10 protein-coding genes are annotated in these 16,995 nt (G+C 75.1%); 5 read left to right on the plus strand and 5 right to left on the minus strand.

Annotation, left to right across the window (positions count from 1 at the left end; genetic code table 11):
• Positions 1–96: 96 nt before the first annotated feature.
• Positions 97–3,780 carry a hydantoinase B/oxoprolinase family protein gene (locus ABT354_RS30035; RefSeq protein WP_351499536.1) on the plus strand — a complete coding sequence of 1,228 codons (3,684 nt, stop codon included), beginning with the start codon at positions 97–99 and terminating at the stop codon, positions 3,778–3,780.
• Positions 3,781–3,816: 36 nt separating this feature from the next.
• Here the strand turns inward: ABT354_RS30035 and ABT354_RS30040 are convergent, their stop codons facing one another.
• The 4 genes from ABT354_RS30040 to ABT354_RS30055 all read right to left on the minus strand — a co-directional run bounded on the left by ABT354_RS30040 (position 3,817) and on the right by ABT354_RS30055 (position 7,538).
• Positions 3,817–4,683, minus strand: coding sequence for a 5-oxoprolinase subunit C family protein (locus ABT354_RS30040; protein WP_351499538.1), 867 nt, complete (start codon positions 4,681–4,683; stop codon positions 3,817–3,819).
• Entirely contained in the window at positions 4,680–5,345 is a 666-nt protein-coding gene (pxpB, locus tag ABT354_RS30045) for a 5-oxoprolinase subunit PxpB (protein ID WP_351499540.1), read from the minus strand. The genes ABT354_RS30040 and pxpB overlap by 4 nt, the downstream gene beginning before the upstream one ends.
• The gene (locus ABT354_RS30050) at positions 5,342–6,106 is read right to left on the minus strand and encodes a LamB/YcsF family protein (protein ID WP_351499542.1); all 765 of its coding nucleotides are present in this window, start codon (positions 6,104–6,106) and stop codon (positions 5,342–5,344) included. The genes pxpB and ABT354_RS30050 overlap by 4 nt, the downstream gene beginning before the upstream one ends.
• A 130-nt stretch (positions 6,107–6,236) precedes the next feature.
• Entirely contained in the window at positions 6,237–7,538 is a 1,302-nt protein-coding gene (locus tag ABT354_RS30055) for an MFS transporter (RefSeq protein ID WP_351499544.1), read from the minus strand.
• A 174-nt stretch (positions 7,539–7,712) separates the two neighbouring features.
• Between ABT354_RS30055 and ABT354_RS30060 the strand changes: the two genes are divergently transcribed.
• The 4 genes from ABT354_RS30060 to ABT354_RS30075 all read left to right on the plus strand — a co-directional run bounded on the left by ABT354_RS30060 (position 7,713) and on the right by ABT354_RS30075 (position 16,068).
• Positions 7,713–8,444, plus strand: a complete 732-nt coding sequence (locus tag ABT354_RS30060) for a GntR family transcriptional regulator (protein WP_351499546.1) — start codon at positions 7,713–7,715, stop codon at positions 8,442–8,444.
• 285 nt (positions 8,445–8,729) lie between these two features.
• Positions 8,730–10,274, plus strand: coding sequence for a hypothetical protein (locus ABT354_RS30065; RefSeq protein WP_351499548.1), 1,545 nt, complete (start codon positions 8,730–8,732; stop codon positions 10,272–10,274).
• An 85-nt stretch (positions 10,275–10,359) separates the two neighbouring features.
• Entirely contained in the window at positions 10,360–11,271 is a 912-nt protein-coding gene (locus ABT354_RS30070) for a hypothetical protein (protein ID WP_351499550.1), read from the plus strand.
• Positions 11,272–11,349: 78 nt separating this feature from the next.
• Positions 11,350–16,068, plus strand: a complete 4,719-nt coding sequence (locus ABT354_RS30075) for a hypothetical protein (protein ID WP_351499552.1) — start codon at positions 11,350–11,352, stop codon at positions 16,066–16,068.
• Positions 16,069–16,148: 80 nt separating this feature from the next.
• On the opposite strand, the gene ABT354_RS30080 is transcribed toward ABT354_RS30075, so the two are convergent.
• A complete protein-coding gene (locus tag ABT354_RS30080) occupies positions 16,149–16,634 on the minus strand; it encodes a hypothetical protein (RefSeq protein WP_502983525.1) in 486 nt (161 codons plus the stop codon).
• Positions 16,635–16,995: the final 361 nt, after the last annotated feature.

Raw genomic sequence — 16,995 nt, forward strand, 5'->3', positions numbered from 1 at the left:
TCCGGGCGCCTCTCCCTCGACCGCCTCGCCGTTCTCCCGTCACGGGGCGGGGCGGCTCACCGGGCCCGGCCGCCCCCCGCTTGCCAGAATGGGTCCATGAGCGGGCGCTGGGAGTTCTGGATCGACCGGGGCGGCACCTTCACCGACATCGTGGGCCGCCGCCCCGACGGCCGGCTGGTCACCCGCAAGCTCCTCTCGGAGGACCCCGCGCACCACCGGGACGCCGCCGTCGCCGGCATCCGGCTGCTGCTGGGCGTCGCACCCGGCGAACCCGTACCCGTCCACCGGATCGCCCGGGTGGCCATGGGCACCACCGTCGCCACCAACGCCCTGCTGGAACGCCGGGGCGAGCCCACCGTCCTCGTCATCACCGAGGGCTTCGCGGACGCCCTGCGCATCGCCTACCAGAACCGGCCCCGGATCTTCGACCGCCGGATCGTCCTGCCCGAGCCGGTGTACACCCGGGTGATCGAGGTCCCCGAGCGCATCGACGCCCGGGGCGGCACCGTCCGCCCCCTCGACCTCGCCACCGTCACCGAACGGCTCACCGAGGCCCACGCCGACGGCTTCCGCTCCGCCGCCGTCGTCCTGATGCACGGCTATCGCCACCCCGCCCATGAGCGACGCGTCGCCGAAGCCGCCCGCGCCGTCGGATTCCCCCAGGTCAGCTGCTCCCACGAGGTCAGCCCGCTGATCAAACTGATCCCCCGGGGCGACACCACCGCCGTGGACGCCTATCTCACCCCGGTACTGCGCCGCCATGTCGACACGGTCGCCGCCGAACTCGACGGTGTCCGGCTGCTGTTCATGCAGTCCAACGGCGGACTGCGGGAGGCCGCCCACTTCCGGGGCAAGGACGCCGTGCTCTCCGGCCCCGCCGGAGGCGTGGTCGGCATGGCCCGCAGCGCCGCCCGCGCCGGCTACCACCGGGTCATCGGCTTCGACATGGGCGGCACCTCCACCGATGTCTCCCACTACGCCGGGGAGTTGGAACGCGGGACGGGCACCCAGGTCGCCGGGGTCCGGATGAGCGCCCCCATGCTCCATATCCACACCGTCGCCGCGGGTGGCGGCTCCGTCCTCCACTTCGACGGGCGCCGCTACCGCGTCGGACCCGACTCCGCGGGCGCCGACCCGGGCCCCGCCTGCTACCGGCGCGGCGGCCCCCTCACCGTCACCGACGCCAATGTGATGCTCGGCCGGATCCAGCCCGCCCACTTCCCCGCCGTCTTCGGACCCGGCGGGGACCAGCCGCTGGACACCGGCACCGTACGCGCCCGTTTCACCGAACTCGCCGACCGGGTGGCCCGGGAGAGCGGGACCGCACACACCGCGGAGGAGGTCGCCGCCGGCTTTCTGGAGATCGCCGTCCTCAATATGGCCAACGCGGTCAAGAAGATCTCCGTCCAGCGCGGCCATGACATCACCCGGTACGCCCTGGTCTCCTTCGGCGGCGCGGGCGGCCAGCACGCCTGCGCGGTCGCGGACGCCCTCGGCATGGACACCGTCGTCGTACCCCCGCTCGCCGGAGTGCTCTCCGCCCTCGGTATCGGGACGGCCGATGTGACGGCGGTGCGCGAGCGGTCCGTCGAGGAGGAGCTGACCGGGGCGGCGGCCGACCGGGCACACGCCCTCTGCGCACGGCTCGCCGGGCAGGCCCGCGCCGATCTGCTCGCCGACTCCGTGCCCGGGAGCGCCATCACCACCCGGGCCACCGTACGGCTGCGGTACGCGGGGACCGACGCCACACTGCCCGTACCCCTCGCCGACGCCGCCGTGATGCGGGACGCCTTCCTCGCCGCCCATCGGGCGCGCTATGCCTTCACCCTGGAGAAACCGCTGGTCGTCGCGGCGGTCTCGGTGGAGGCCACCGGCTCCTCCGGGGGCGCGGAGCCCCTTGCCGGGGTCCTTCCCGAGCCCCTTCCCGAGACCGGTTCCGCGGCCCTTCCCGAGCCCGGCCCGGCAGGGGGAGGAGACGGCGAGGAAGCCGAACAGGTACGTCTCTTCACCGAGGGCTCCCGGCGCGATGTCCCCCTCCACCAGCGGGCCCGGCTGCGCCCCGGGGCCACCGTCGACGGCCCGGCGATCGTGGCCGAACCCGATGCCACCACCGTGGTGGACCCCGGCTGGCGGGCCCGTGTCCACCCGGCCGGACATCTGCTGCTCGAACGGGTCCGCCCCCGCCCCGCCCGGACCGCCGCCGGCACCGAGGCCGACCCCGTCCTCCTGGAGGTCTTCAACAACCTCTTCATGTCCATCGCCGAGCAGATGGGCGTACGGCTGGAGAACACCGCCCACTCGGTCAACATCAAGGAGCGTCTCGACTTCTCCTGCGCCCTCTTCGACCCCGAGGGCCGGCTGATCGCCAACGCCCCCCATATCCCCGTCCACCTCGGCTCCATGGGGGAGTCGATCAAGGAAGTGCTGCGCCGGCGCCGGGGCGGGGAGCTGCGGCCCGGGGATGTCTACGCGATCAACGACCCGTACCACGGTGGCACCCATCTGCCCGATGTGACCGTGGTGACCCCGGTCTTCGACGAGGCCGACGGTGCGAGCGGGAGCAGGGGGGACGGCGGGCTCCGCTTCCTGGTCGCCTCCCGGGGCCACCATGCCGAGATCGGCGGCATCACCCCCGGCTCCATGCCCGCCTTCAGCCGGACCGTCGACGAGGAAGGGGTCCTCTTCGACAACTGGCTGCTCGTCCGCGACGGCCGGCTGCGCGAGCGCGAGACCCGGGCCCTGCTCACCGGGGCGCCCCACCCCTCCCGCGCCCCGGACGCCAATATCGCCGATCTGCGCGCCCAGATCGCCGCCAATGAGAAGGGCGTCGAGGAACTGCGGCGGATGACCGGCCGGTTCGGCCTGGAAGTGGTCCATGCCTATATGCGGCATGTACGGGAGAACGCCGAGGAGTCCGTCCGGCGCATCGTGGCCGGGCTGCACGACGGCTCCTGCCGCTACGAGACCGACGGCGGCGCGATCATCCAGGTCTCCGTACGGGCCGACCGGACGGCGCGCACGGCCGTCCTCGACTTCACCGGCACCTCGCCGCAGCGCCCCGGCAACGACAACGCCCCCACCTCCGTGGTCATGGCCGCCGTCCTCTATGTCTTCCGGACCCTCGTGGACGAGGACATCCCCCTCAACAGCGGCTGTCTGGAGCCCCTGGAGGTACGGGTGCCCGAGGGGTCCATGCTGGCGCCGGTCCACCCCGCCGCCACCGTCGCGGGCAATGTGGAGACCTCCCAGGCGATCACCGGAGCCCTCTACGCCGCCCTCGGGGTCCAGGCGGAGGGCTCCGGCACCATGAACAACGTCACCTTCGGCGACGACCGGGTGCAGTACTACGAGACCGTCGCCAGCGGCTCGGGCGCGGGCGACGGCTTCGACGGCGCCGACGCTGTGCAGACCCATATGACCAACTCCCGGCTCACCGACCCGGAGATCCTGGAGTGGCGCTATCCGGTACGGGTGGACTCCTTCGCCGTCCGCGAGGGCAGCGGCGGCGCCGGACGCCGGCACGGCGGCGACGGGGTCGTCCGCAGGCTCCGCTTCCTGGCGCCGATGACCGTCACCCTGCTCACCGGGCACCGCCGCATCCCCCCGTACGGCCTCGCGGGCGGGCGGCCCGGAGCCCTCGGCCACAACTCCGTCGAGCACCCCGACGGCAGCGTCACCCCGCTCGCCGGGGTGGACTCGGTCGCGGTCGCGCCCGGCGATGTCCTGGTCCTGGCCACCCCGGGCGGCGGAGGGTACGGCCCGGAGGGAGCGGGGGAGTGAGCCGCCCCGGACCGGCCGCTCCCGGCCCGGCCGCGCTCAGCCGAGGGGGACGAACCGCAGCGGGGTCCCCGGCGGCGCCTGGGCCGCCGCCGGGAGGTCCCGGCCGTCGACCACCGCGACCACCGGATAGCCGCCCGTCGTCGGATGGTCGGCGAGAAAGACCACCGGGCAGCCGTCCGGGGGCACCTGCACCGCCCCCAGCACCATGCCCTCACTGGGCAGCTCCCCCGAGCGGGCCCGCGCCAGCGCCGGTCCCTCCGTCCGCAGCCCGATGCGGTTGCTCGCCGCCGACACCCGGTACGCCCCGCTGGTGAACGTCCGCAGCGCCGGCCCGGTGAACCAGTCCGCGCGCGGCCCGAGCCGCACCCGCAGCACCAGCTCCCCCGGCGGCGCGGGCCAGGGCAGCGCCCCGTCGACCCGGGCGGGCGGGCCCACCGGAGAGCCGAGCGGCAGCACCACCCCGTCGGCGAGCGGCGGCGGGCCGAGCCCCGAGAGCAGATCCGTGGACCTGCTGCCGAGCACCGGCTCCACGGCCACCCCGCCGGAGAGGGCGACATAGCCCCGCACCCCGTGGACGGCCCGCCCGACATCGAGCAGCGCGCCCGCCGGCACCCGTACCGCCGCACCCCAGGCCACCGGGCGGCCGTCCACGGTGACCGGGCAGGGCGCCCCGCCGACCGCCACCGTCACCGGGCGCCGGGGCCGCACGGCGCACCCCGTCACCGTCGTCTCCAGCACCGCGGCCTCCGGCGGATTGCCCACCAGCCGGTTGACCAGCGCCGCGGCGGGGGGATCGAGCGCCCCCGAGGCGGGCACCCCCAGATGGGCATGGCCGGCCCGGCCCCGGTCCTGCACCGTGGTCAGCGCCCCCGCCCGCACCACCGCGATGGCCCGGTCCGTCATCGTCCGCCCGCCACGAAGCGCACCCGTGTCCCCGGGGCCAGCAGCGCGGCGGGCTCCCGCTCCGCGTTCCACAGCTCCAGCTCCGTCCGGCCGATCAGCCGCCAGCCGCCGGGGGAGGAGCGGGGATAGACCCCGGTGTACGGACCTGCCAGACCCACCGAACCCGCCGGGACCGCGGTGCGCGGAGTGGCCCGGCGGGGGACCGCGTACCGCTCGGGCAGTCCCGTCAGATAGCCGAAACCGGGCGCGAAGCCACAGAAGGCGACGCGGAACTCGACCGACGAGTGGATCGCCGCCACCTCCTCCCGGGTCACCCCCCAGAGGGCCGCGACCTCCGCGACGTCGGGTCCGTCGTACCGCACCGGAACCTCGATCACTCCCTCCCGCCGCGTCTCCAGCGGCGGTATCTCCCATCCGGCCAGCTCACGCGCCAGCCGCCGGGGGTCCGCCAGACCGTCCAGCAGCACCGTCCGCGCCGCCGGCACGATCTCCCGCACGGCGGGCAGCAGCCCCGCCGCCCGGCGGCGCAGCAACTCGGCGTGGAGCGCCTGGGCCCCCTCCCCGTCCGCCGTCTCGATCAGCAGCGCCCGCTCCCCGACGGGCAGCACCCGTGGCCGGGCGGCCATGGGCGGCCCGCCGTCCGCCCGGTGCCCGGTGCTCATACGAACGACTCCACCCTGACCCCCGCCGACTCCAGCTCCCGGCGCACCCGCCGGGCCAGCGACACCGCGCCCGGGGTGTCGCCGTGCAGACAGAGCGAGCGGGCCCGGACCGGGACGGGCTCCCCGGAGACCGCGGTGACCACCCCGAAGCGGGCCATGCTGACGGACCGCTCGACCACCGTCGTGGCGTCGCTGATCACCGCCCCCTCCTCCCGGCGGGGCACCAGCCGCCCCTCGGGGGTGTACGCCCGGTCCGCGAACGCCTCGGTGACCACCGGCAGTCCCGCCTTCTCGGCCAGGGTGTGCAGCCGGGACCCCGGCAGCCCCAGCACCGGCAGCCGCTCGCCGGAGAGCAGGATCCCCTCGACCACGGCCGCCGCCTGCTCCTCGTCATGGACGACACGGTTGTAGAGCGCCCCATGGGGCTTCACATACGACACCCGGGACCCCGCCGCGCGGGCGAAGACCTCAAGTGCCCCTATCTGATAGGCGATCTCCGCCGCCAGTTCGTCCGGCGGCACCTCCATCGAGCGCCGTCCGAAGCCGGCGAGATCGCGGTACGAGACCTGGGCGCCGATCCGTACGGAACGCTCCGCCGCGAGCCGGCAGACCCGCCGCATGGTGACCGCGTCGCCCGCGTGGAACCCACAGGCCACATTGGCGCTGGTGACCACGGAGAGCAGCTGCTCGTCGTCGGTCAGCCGCCAGTGGCCGAAGCCCTCGCCGAGATCCGCGTTGAGATCGATGGATGCCCAGGTCATGGTGGTCCCTCCCGTCCTCTTCAGGCGCGCGTCCCCGGGGCCGCGCGGCCCTTCCCGCCCCATGTGTCCGTGGCCCCCGGGCCCGCCGGGTGCCAGGGCCCCGGCCCGCCCGTGGCCCTCCCGCCGATGGTCACAGCAGCTCCCGGCCCCGGGTCTCCGGAAGTCCCCAGAGCGCCACCACGGCCAGACCGTAGCCGACCGCCCCCAGCGCCAGCGCGCCGCCCACTCCCCAGCTGTCGGAGAGATAGCCCACCAGCGTCGGCAGGAACGCGCCCACCGCGCGCCCGCCGTTGTAGGTGAAGCCCTGGCCGGTGCCGCGCAGTTCGGTCGGATACAGCTCGCTCAGGAAGGACCCGAAGCCGCTGAAGATGGCCGACATGCAGAAGCCGAGCGGGAAGCCCAGCAGCAGGAGGAGTTCATTAGAGCCCTCGGGTATCTGCGCGTACGCCAGCACCCCGCAGGCCGAGAGCACCGCGAAGAGGGCGATGTTCCGCTTGCGGCCGATGCGATCGGTGAGATAGCCGCCGGTGAGATAGCCGATGAAGGCGCCGGATATCAGAAAGGCCAGATATCCCCCGGTGCCGACGACCGACAGCCCCCGCTCGTTCTTCAGATAGGTCGGCACCCAGGTGGCCAGCGTGTAGTAGCCGCCCTGGACGCCGGTGGAGAGCAGGGTGGCGAAGACCGTGGTCCGCAGCAGGTCCCCTCGGAAGATGGCGCCGAAGGAGCCGCGCCGCGTGCTGGCCATGCGCCGCGCGGTGGCCTCCGGGGCGTCCCGCACATGGCGCCGGACCCAGATGACGAGCAGCGCGGGGAGCGCGCCCGTCCAGAACATCACCCGCCAGGCCAGGTCGTCGTCGAGGAAGTGGAAGACCAGGGTGTAGACGAGCACGGCGAGCCCCCAGCCCGCGGCCCAGGCGCTCTGCACGGCCCCGAGGGTGCGCCCCCGGTGCTTCGCCTGGGCGTACTCGGCGACGAGGATCGCGCCGACGGCCCACTCGCCGCCGAAGCCGAGGCCCTGGAGCGCGCGGAAGACCAGCAGGGTCTCGTAGTTGGGGGCGAAGCCGCAGGCGACGGTGAAGACGGCATAGGTGATGACCGTGATCATCAGCGCCTTCACCCGGCCTATGCGGTCGGCGAGCACGCCCGCCAGCGCCCCGCCCACGGCGGAGACCACCAGGGTCACGGTGGTGAGGAGCCCGGTCTGCCCGTTGTCGAGGCTGAAGTAGGCGGATATCGCCACCATCGACAGCGGCAGGGTGAAGTAGTCGTACGAGTCGAGGGCGTACCCCCCGAACGCGCCGCCGAACGCCCGTCGCCCACGCGGGCCGAGTGCGCTCAGCCAGGCGAACGCGCCCCGCTCGCCGGCGGGTCCGCCGGTGTCGGGTCCGCCGGGGTCGGGCTGGGCCTGCTGTGCCTTGGTCGTGCTCATCTGCACCTCGCAGAAGGGGAGATGGTGATGCCGGCCGAGTGCCGTGGAGGTGTGCGGTGATGTCAACGTAGGGGATTGTTCAACGATCCGACAAGGGGCGCGTGGGCTCGTTCTGCCTTCTACGATGGAGATCGTGCGCCGGTTTGAACCGCCGGCGAGAACGAAAGGGGCGTCGTGAAGACGACGGAGCCGGACACCGACCGCGCCGACGAACCCGGCGGGCCCGTCGGGCTGGCGGCGGACCGCGCGCTGCTGAGCCGTACCAGCACCGCCGAACGGGTCGCCGACATCCTGCGGACCCGGATCGCCGAGGGGTACTTCCAGCCCGGCGAGCGGCTCTCCGAGGACATGATCGGCAAGGCCCTCGGCGTCTCCCGCAACACCCTGCGGGAGTCCTTCCGGCTGCTGACCCATGAACGCCTGCTCGTCCACCGGCTCAACCGGGGGGTGTTCGTCCGGATGCTCGCCGTCCAGGACGTCGTGGACATCTACCGCACCCGGCTCCTCGTCGAGTGCGCCGTCGTCCACGACCTGGGCGAACCGCCGTACGCGCTCGCCCGGCTCGACGCCGCGGTCGGCGGCGGCGAACGCGCCGCCCTGGACGAGGACTGGCGGGGCGTCTCCACCGCCAACATCCACTTCCACAGCGAGCTGGTCGCCCTCGCCGGGAGCGCCCGCACCGACGAACTCATGCGCAGCGTCCTGGCCGAACTGCGGCTCGCCTTCCATGTGGTGGACGACCCGCGCGGACTCCACCAGCCCTATCTCGTCCGCAACCGCGCCATCCTGGAGGCCCTGCGCTCGGGCGACCGCACCCACGCGGAGGGGCTGCTCGCCCAGTACCTCGCCGACTCGCGGGCGCAGCTGGTGGAGGCCTACGCCGGTCTCGTCACCGACGACGCCTAGGACGCGCCTCGCCCGCCCCCGCCCCCGCTCCCGTACCGCCGCCGCACTGCCTCTCCGCACCCCGCCCACGACAGGGTCGTCCGCACGGGCGCGGCGGGCCGGTGGATCACCGGCCGGGGGCGGCTCCGGCCCGGCGGCGGCGGGCGGTGGAGCGCCCCGGGCGAGGGCCCCGGGCGGGGCCGGGTGCACCCGGCGGCAGGCGGCGCGGGCCGGGGCGGGCAGGGCCCGAGGGGCGGTCCGGAGCCGTTTCGACCGTTGTCAGTGCGAGGACCTAATGTGGGCACCGTGACTTCGCCTGCCTCGACGGAATTCGTTCCGCCCCAGCTCAGCGCGGGGCCGCGCCCCGCGCCGGGCCCGGCCGCCGACGAAGGGCTGGCGCGGCGCCTGCGCGCGCTCGCGTGCACCGCGCCCCTGCACGACCTCGACACCCGCAAGGCGAATCTCGCCGGAGAGTACTCGGTCTACGCCATGGCCGAGGTCGCCCTCGCCGCCATCGACCTCATCACCCTCCATATGGACTTCGACACGGGCGCCGACCACGACCAGGTCGTCTCCCGGCTGATCCCCCGCGTCGCCGCCCAGGCCCCCCGCCGCCCCGCCGCCGAGCACGAGCGCGTCGCCCGCTGGGTCCTGGAGAACCTGATCAACGTCGGCAGCGTCGACCGCGGCTTCCGCGCCGTCTACGGCACCTTCGGCCCCGACGGCGTCTACACCCGCCGCGACTACGACTTCAAACTCGTCGAGGAGGTCCCCGGCCCCGGCGGCGCCGTCTACCTCCGCACCACCGACGAAGCGGTCAATGTCCTGGTGGGCGCCCTCGACACCGATGTCACCAGCGCCCAGATCGCCGCCGAGGTCAAGCTGGAGATCCTGATCAGCCGGGGCCGGCTCGCCGACGCCCAGCTCGCCGCCGAGCAGGCCCGCTACCGCACCGTCCAGTACGCGGAGACCCTGCGCCGCACCCTGGAGGCGACCCGCCGCAACGTCCGCGCCGTCGACTGGCTCACCACCGTCCCCGACATGATCGCCGAAGCCCTCGACCATGTCGCCGACCGCTACCGCCACGAGAACGCGATCCTCACCAACATCCGCCGCGCCCGCGACGAGATGGAGGCCACCTCCGACCCCAAGGCCGCCGAGTACAAGCGCCGCGCCGCCGAGCTGGTCGACATCGTCAAGGACTGCATCCGCCGCCACACCCAGCTCCAGTCCCGGCTGCTGGAGGCCGGCCCCCTCTTCCGCGCCGAGCAGGACCGCCAGGCGTTCGCCCGGCCCGCCACCCGGACCGGCCTCGACCTCTACGGCCAGCTTCTCGCCCCCGTCCTGCCGCTCCCGCTGGAGTCCGCGATCCGGGTCACGGACGCCTTCTTCGCCCGGGGCCTCGGCCCGCGCACCCCCTCCTCGGTCCGCGTCGGCGACCTGGTCGAGCTGCTGCTCACCCCGCCCGTGGAGCGTGAGCACCTGGGCGCGGAGATGCCCGAGCCGGACCTCGTGGCCACCCCCGACGACAGCCGCTTCAGCGAGGAGCAGCTCGCGAGCGCCCTGGAATTGCTCGACCTGGAGCACGACGCCCCCCGGCGGCTCTCCGGGCTGCTCGCCGAGGCCCGCCGCCGCGACCCCGACCTGCCCTATCTGGTGGCCCTGCTCGCCGTCCACGCGGCGAGCCCCCCGGTCGGCACCGCCTACCGCCAGGGCGAGGAGCGCCTGCTCTTCGCCGTCGACGACGGCACCCCCCTGGAAGACCCCGAGTTCGGCGGCGCCGACCTCATCGTGGGCACCGCCCTGCTGGATGCCGCCGGCATGGCCGCCGACCGTACCGAGGCGGCATGAGACGCGACCGACCGCGCCCCCGACGGCCGGAGCGCCCCACCCGGGCCCGGCGACACCAACCCCACCTGGACGAGGAGCCACCCCAGTGACCGACCTGCACGCCGAGCGCGACCCCTGGCGTGACCCGGCCACCGCCGACCCCGCCGCGGAGAGCGCCCCGGCCGCCCCCGGCACCCGGCTGACCCCGCCCGACGCGGCCGACGCCGCCCGCCTCGTCTCCTTCGGCCTCCAGCCCAAGCTGCTCCCCGCCCGCGACGCCGAGTACACCGAACTGCTCCGCCGCTACCGCGAGGACACCGGCTTCGCCCGGCTCGCCGACGCCGTCGCCACCGGCCTCGGCCTCGTCGTCCTGGAGGTCTCCCCCCGCGCCGGTATGGCCCTCGCCGCGGGAGAGGACTCCGTCTTCGCCGTCCGCATGGGCGAGTACGCCCGCCGCGCCTCCGCCGAATCCGCCGACCGCTTTCTGCACGGCCTCGCCCATCTCGCCGTCGCCGCCCTGGCCTTCCCCCGCCCCGACGACCTCGCCGACGACGGATACATCGGCCGGATCACCGTCAACGGCGTCGACGCCTTCGTCCGGCAGGCCTGCCGCAGGCTCGCCGAGCGGGCCGGCGAGGACGGCGAGAACACCGACCCCACCAGCGACGCCCCCGGCCTGGAGGCCGCCTGGCGGATCTACGCCCGCCGCAGCGCCACCGGCGCGACCAAGGACGCCCGGCGGCTCGCCGGATCCACCACCGGCATCGTCGGCAAGGCCGTCGCCTTCCTCACCGACTCCGGCTTCCTCCAGCGCACCGGGGACGACGCGGGCGGCGCCTACCGCACCACCGCCCGCTATCAGCTCCAGGTCCGCGACATGGCGGGCACCGCCGCCATGGCCGAACTGCTCGACCTCGGCGTCGTCCCCGTCAGCGACGGCAGCGCCACCCTGCTGCCGCCGCCCGACGGCGACGACCTCGACCTGGTCGCCGACGCCGGGCTGCCCTTCCACGCCTGACCGCCCGCCCCGCCGCCCCCGCGGCCGGGGCACCCCCTCCCGTACCGCCCGATCTGCCAACCACGAGAGTCCGCCGCCATGTACGAGCTGTCCCGCGTTCGCCTCTACTCCATCGGACCCGCCGGTGCGCGCTACGCCGACACCGTGCTGGATCTGCGCGGGGTCGGCGAGCCGGTGCCCCACCCCGCCCCGGCGCAGGCGGAGTTCTTCGAGGAGGAGCCGGCCGGCCCGCCCCGCCGGCCCGCCCCCGCGGGCGTCCTCTTCCTGGAGAACGGCGGCGGCAAGTCCGTCCTGCTGAAGCTGATCTTCTCGGTGATGCTCCCCGGCCACCGCAACACCCTGGGCGGCGCCAGCTCCGGCGTCCTGCGGAAGTTCCTCCTCGCCGACGACTGCGGACATGTCGCCCTGGAGTGGCAGCACACCCTCACCGGCGAACTCGTCGTCGTCGGCAAGGTCAGCGAATGGCGCGGCCGGCAGGTCTCCAACGACCCCCGGAAGTTCGCCGAGGCCTGGTACTCCTTCCGGCCGGGCCCCGGACTGAGCCTCGACTCGCTCCCCGTCGCCGAGGCCACCTCCGTACGGACCACCGCCGAGGGCGCCTCCAGCGCACGGGGCCGCCGCCGCACCATGAAGGGATTCCGGGACGCCCTCACCGAGGCGGGCAAAATCTACCCCCATCTCGACATCGCCTGGGAGGAGATCCACGACCGCTGGAACGAACACCTCGGCGACCTCGGCCTCGACCCCGAACTCTTCCGCTACCAGCGGGAGATGAACGCCGACGAGGGCGAGGCCGCCGGCCTCTTCGCGGTCAAGAAGGACTCCGACTTCACCGATCTGCTGCTGCGCGCCGTCACCGACACCCGGGACACCGACGGCCTCGCCGACCTGGTCAGCAGCTTCGGCAACAAACTCGGCCGCCGTGCCGAACTCACCGCCGAACGCGACTTCACCGCGGGCTCCGCCGATCTCCTCGGCCGTATCGTCGAGGCCGCCGACGCCCGCGCCACCGCCCGGGGGATCCACACCGCGGCGGAGCGCCGCACCCGCACCCTCGCCCGCCGGCTCGCCGCCCGCGCCACCGCCGAGCGCGCCCGCGCCGCCGACCTCGCCCAGCGGGTCACCGCCGCCGCGCACACCGTCACCGAGGCCGAGCGCGAGCGGGGCCACAGCGACCGGATCGCCGCCGAACTCGCCTACCGCCACGCCTCCCTGGCGCTGGCCGCCGCCGAGAAGGGCGCCGCCGCCCAGCGCCGTGAGCTGGCCGACGCCCGTACCCTCCACTCCGCCTGGCAGGCCGCCGAATCCGTGCTGCGGCACCGGGCCGCGGCCGACCGCTCGGCCAGGGTCGACGCCGCCATCCGCGAGGCCGAGCGGGACGCCGCCCCCGCCCTCGCCGCCCGCGCCCTGGCCGCCGCCGACCTCGTCCGCGCCCTGCACACCGCCGCCGAGGACGGCGAGCGCCTCGCCCAGGAACAGGAGGAGCGCTCCGCCGTGCTCCAGGAGGCGGGAGAGGCCGCCCACCGCGACGCCACCGCCGCCGCCACCGAGGCCCAGCGCGCCCGCAGCGAGATCGGCCACCTCCGCCAGCGCCTCGCCGAGGTCGAGCAGGAGACCGCCGACGCGGTACGGGCGGGCTGGCTCGACGACTCGGCCCCCGACGCCGACCCCGCCAGGGCCGCCCTCGCCGCCAGCGACGCGGAGCGGACCGCCGTCGCCGCCTGGGACACCGCCCGTGAGGCCGCGCGCGCCACCGCCGACCGGGCGAGGGAGACCACGGCCGCCGAGTCCCGCGCCGAGCTGGCCGCCGCCCGCGCCGCCGACGCCGCCACGGCGGCCGAGCAGGCGTACACGGCGGAGCACCGCGCCGCCGCCTCCATCGCCGCCGACCCCCGCCTCGCCGAACTCCTCGGCCTGCCCGCGCCCGACGCCCTCCCCGCCCCCGATGCCCCGGGTGCCTCCGACACCCCGGCCGGCAGCGGGGCCGACCGGGACACCACCGCGCCGGACCCCGGCGAACCCTTCGGCGCGGAAGCGCTGGACCGCCACGCCGACGACCTCCGCACCCTGCTCGACCAGTGCATATCGACCGCCGAGCGCCAACTCTTCGAGCTGCGCACGGCGGCGGCCGACGACGCCCGCATCCTCGGCGCCCTCGGCGACGGCGGACTCCTCCCGCCCGGCCCCGATGTGCTGGCCACCGTCGAATTCCTCGGCGAACACGGCATCCCCGCCCTCCCCGGGTGGCGCTATCTCGCCCAGTCCGTCGACCCGGCCGACCACGCCGCCGTCCTCGCCGCCCGCCCCGAACTGGTCGACGGCGTCGTCATCACCGACCCCGCCTCCCACGCCCGCGCCCGCGAGGCCCTCGCCGGGGCCGCCCTGCTGCCCCGCTCCACCGTCGCCGTCGGCACCGCCGCCGCACTGCTCGCCCCCGTACCCCCCGCCCGGGGCGAGGACACCGGGGTCTTCCTCGTCCCGCCGAACCCGGCCATGCACGACGAGCACGCCGCCGACGAGGAGCGCCGGACCCTGCGCGCCCGCGCTGGCGCCCGGGACGAGGAGATCAGGACCCTCGCCGCCCGGCTCACCGGCGACCGCTCCCTGGCCGCCCGGATCGGCTCCTGGCGCGCCGACTGCCCGCCCGGGATGCTCGCCGAGCTGGCGCGGGGCGCCGAGACCGCCCGTACCGCCGCCGAGACCGCCCACGCCGAGCTGACCGAGGCCCGCGCCCTGCGCGCCGAGTCGGACGAGGCCGCCGCCGACGCCGCCCGCATCCGCGACGACCGCCAGGACACCGCCCAGCGCGCCCGCCGCGCCGCCGACGCCCTCGCCGGCCTCGCCCACCGACTCCGGGAGAGGGCCGGCTGGCAGCTCAAACTCCGCGAACTCGCCGACGAGGCCGTGGAGTCCGAAGCCCGTGCCACCACCTGCCTGGAGCGGGCCAAGGCCGCCGACGAGGACCGCCGGGCCGCCCAGCGCGCCGCCGACGACGCCCATCGCACCGCCCGCGCGCTGCGCGCCGAGCGCGCCGAGATCACCGGCGCCCCCGAGCAGCTCCCCGACACCGGCCGCGACACCCCCCGCACCCCGCTGCCCGCACTGCGCGAGGCGTACCGCGCGGCCTCCCGGCTCTACGAGAAGGTCGGCGTCGGCGCCGACCTCCGCGCCGAGCAGGCCCGTGCCGAGAGCGACGAGAGCGCCGCCCTCGCCGAACTCGACCGCCTCACCAACAAGGTCCGCGCCCGCGCCGCCCAGCTCCTCGAAAGCCCCGATGGCGCCGACGGCCCCTCCCGGCAGGCCGCCGCAGCCCGCGCCGAGTCACTCGTCCAGATGCTGGAGACCCGCGCCTCCGAGGCCAGCGAGAAGCTGGGCCGGCTGCGCGGCGAGGCCGAGCGGCTGGCCCCCACCGGGGAGGCCGAGACCCATACCGACCTCCCCTACGAACTGGTCCCGGCCGGTGCCGAGCACGCCCAGAACCTGCTGCGCCGCGCCACCACCGAGCTGGCCGCCCGCACCGACGCCCTGGAGACCGCCCGCGCGGCCCACACCGACCTCCTCAGGGCCCACCGCGCCGCCGAGGACGCGACGGGCGGCTTCGAGGAGACCGCCGCCCTCCTCCGCGATCTGCTGCGGGACCAGCGCGAGGACGAGACCGCCGAGGAGACCCCCGAGCCGTACCCGGACGACCTCACCGAGGCCCGCGCCGCCGCCGCCGACGCCCGGCGCTCCCTGCGCGGCTGCGCCACCGACCTCTCCGCCGCAGAGGCGGCCGTCCGCGAGGCGAGCGACATCCTCGTCCGGCACGCCAACTCCACCCGGTACGAGCAGGTACGCACCCCCGCCCGCCAGCAGATCCGGGAGCTGCCCGCCGCCGCCCTGCCCGAGCACGCCCAGAAGTGGGCCGACGCGTTCGCCCCCCGGCTGCGGGTGCTCACCGATGAACTCCAGCAGCTGGAGCGCAACCGCGACACCATCGTCGACCGGCTGCGCGGCTTGGTCGACTCCGCCCTCGCCACCCTCCGCTCCGCCCAGCGGCTCTCCCGGCTCCCCGAGGGACTGGGGGAGTGGTCGGGCCAGGAGTTCCTGCGGATCCGCTTCGAGGAGCCCGATCAGGCCACGCTCACCGAGCGGCTGGGCGAGGTGATCGACGAGGCGACCCGCGCCGCCGTGCGGAAGAACGCCACCGCGGCCTACGGAGAGGGCCGCCGCGACGGCATGGCCCTGCTGCTGCGCGGCGTCCAGGCGGCCCTGGAGCCCAAGGGCATCGCCGTGGAGATCCTCAAGCCGGACGCGGTGCTGCGGGCCGAGCGGGTACCCGTCGGCCAGATGGGCGATGTCTTCTCCGGTGGTCAGCTCCTCACCGCCGCCATCGCCCTCTACTGCACGATGGCCGCACTCCGCAGCAACGACCGGGGGCGGGACCGCCACCGGCACGCCGGCACCCTCTTCCTCGACAACCCCATCGGCCGGGCGAACGCCACCTATCTCCTCGAACTCCAGCGCGCGGTCTCCGACGCCCTGGGTGTGCAGCTCCTCTATACGACCGGGCTCTTCGACACCACGGCGCTGGCGGAGTTCCCCCTGGTGATCCGGTTGCGGAACGACGCGGATCTGCGGGCCGGGCTGAAGTACATCAGTGTCGAGGAGCATCTGCGGCCCGGTCTGCCCCAGCCCGATGCCTCGGCCGAGACGGTGCACGGCGAGATCACCGCGACCCGGATGTTCAAGCGCTCCGCGCCGGCCCCCGCCACCTCGGAGACCCAGGAGCACCGGCCCACCCCGGCCAACGGCTAGCCCGTGAGGGTCGGCTGAGCACTCCCGCCCGGCTCCGGCCGGGCGGGCCCGCGCGACACGGGCCCGTACCGGTCACGCGGTCACGCCTCGTACGGCTCCGGGAAGCGCTGCCCCGACCCCCGGCCCTGCCGTATTCGCCCGCTCTGCCGCGCCCCCGTCCGCGCGGCCCGCCGCTCCCGGCGCCGCTCCCGCCGCAGCCGCCGGGCGCTGCTGCTCGGCTCCGACATCACGCCGTGGCGCTGGCGCCACGCCTGACGGGTCACCCAGACGTCCAGCACCGCCCAGGTCGCCGCCACCGTGCTCCCCACACTGGTCAGCACCATCGGGAAGGCCAGCCAGGAACCCGCGAGGGTGCAGAAGAAGGCGACCATCGCCTGGATCATGGTCAGCGAGGCGATGAGCACCGCGCGGACCGCCGCCGTACGGATCGGATCGGGCATCCGCCGGCGCTTGGCGGGCTCCTCCACCCACAGCGACGGCCGGGGCCCCGGCCGGCCGGCGCCCGCCCGGTCCCCGCCGCGGTGCCTGTCCCAGTCCCTGGTCCCGCTCACTGACCCAACCCCCATGTCGCTCCGGCGGCCCGGGGCGTCCTCGCGTCCCCGAGCTCCGTGTCGCCCCGCCCGTACCCAAGGCCGCTGTACCCAAGCCCGCTGTACCGAAGGATGCTGTACCCAAGGCCGCGGTACGGAACGTCGCTGTGCGGAATGACTCTGCAAGGAAGGACGCGTGACACCCCGGAAAGATTCCCGTTCACCGGCGGCGCCACTCCGCCGCGGTGCCGATGTGTCCACCGACGGGCTGTGCAAGGGGGTAATTCCAGCCATCTGATGGGTTCCGGAACGGCACCTCTCACCTGCCCACCCCCGCCACACCGGGAATGCCAACTCCTTGAATACTGGGCCACCGCATGCTTGACGCGGACCCGCC

The sequence above is a fragment of the Streptomyces sp. NPDC000594 genome, from assembly GCF_040299965.1.
GTDB lineage: Bacteria > Actinomycetota > Actinomycetes > Streptomycetales > Streptomycetaceae > Streptomyces.

Excerpts from the sequence above, each read along its gene's own strand:
- ABT354_RS30035 (WP_351499536.1), top strand. The coding sequence starts at position 97 with ATGAGCGGGCGCTGGGAGTTCTGGATCGACCGGGGCGGCACCTTCACC.
- ABT354_RS30040 (WP_351499538.1), bottom strand. The coding sequence starts at position 4,683 with ATGACGGACCGGGCCATCGCGGTGGTGCGGGCGGGGGCGCTGACCACG.
- pxpB (WP_351499540.1), bottom strand. The coding sequence starts at position 5,345 with ATGAGCACCGGGCACCGGGCGGACGGCGGGCCGCCCATGGCCGCCCGG.
- ABT354_RS30050 (WP_351499542.1), bottom strand. The coding sequence starts at position 6,106 with ATGACCTGGGCATCCATCGATCTCAACGCGGATCTCGGCGAGGGCTTC.
- ABT354_RS30055 (WP_351499544.1), bottom strand. The coding sequence starts at position 7,538 with ATGAGCACGACCAAGGCACAGCAGGCCCAGCCCGACCCCGGCGGACCC.
- ABT354_RS30075 (WP_351499552.1), top strand. The coding sequence starts at position 11,350 with ATGTACGAGCTGTCCCGCGTTCGCCTCTACTCCATCGGACCCGCCGGT.
- ABT354_RS30080 (WP_502983525.1), bottom strand. The coding sequence starts at position 16,634 with ATGGGGGTTGGGTCAGTGAGCGGGACCAGGGACTGGGACAGGCACCGC.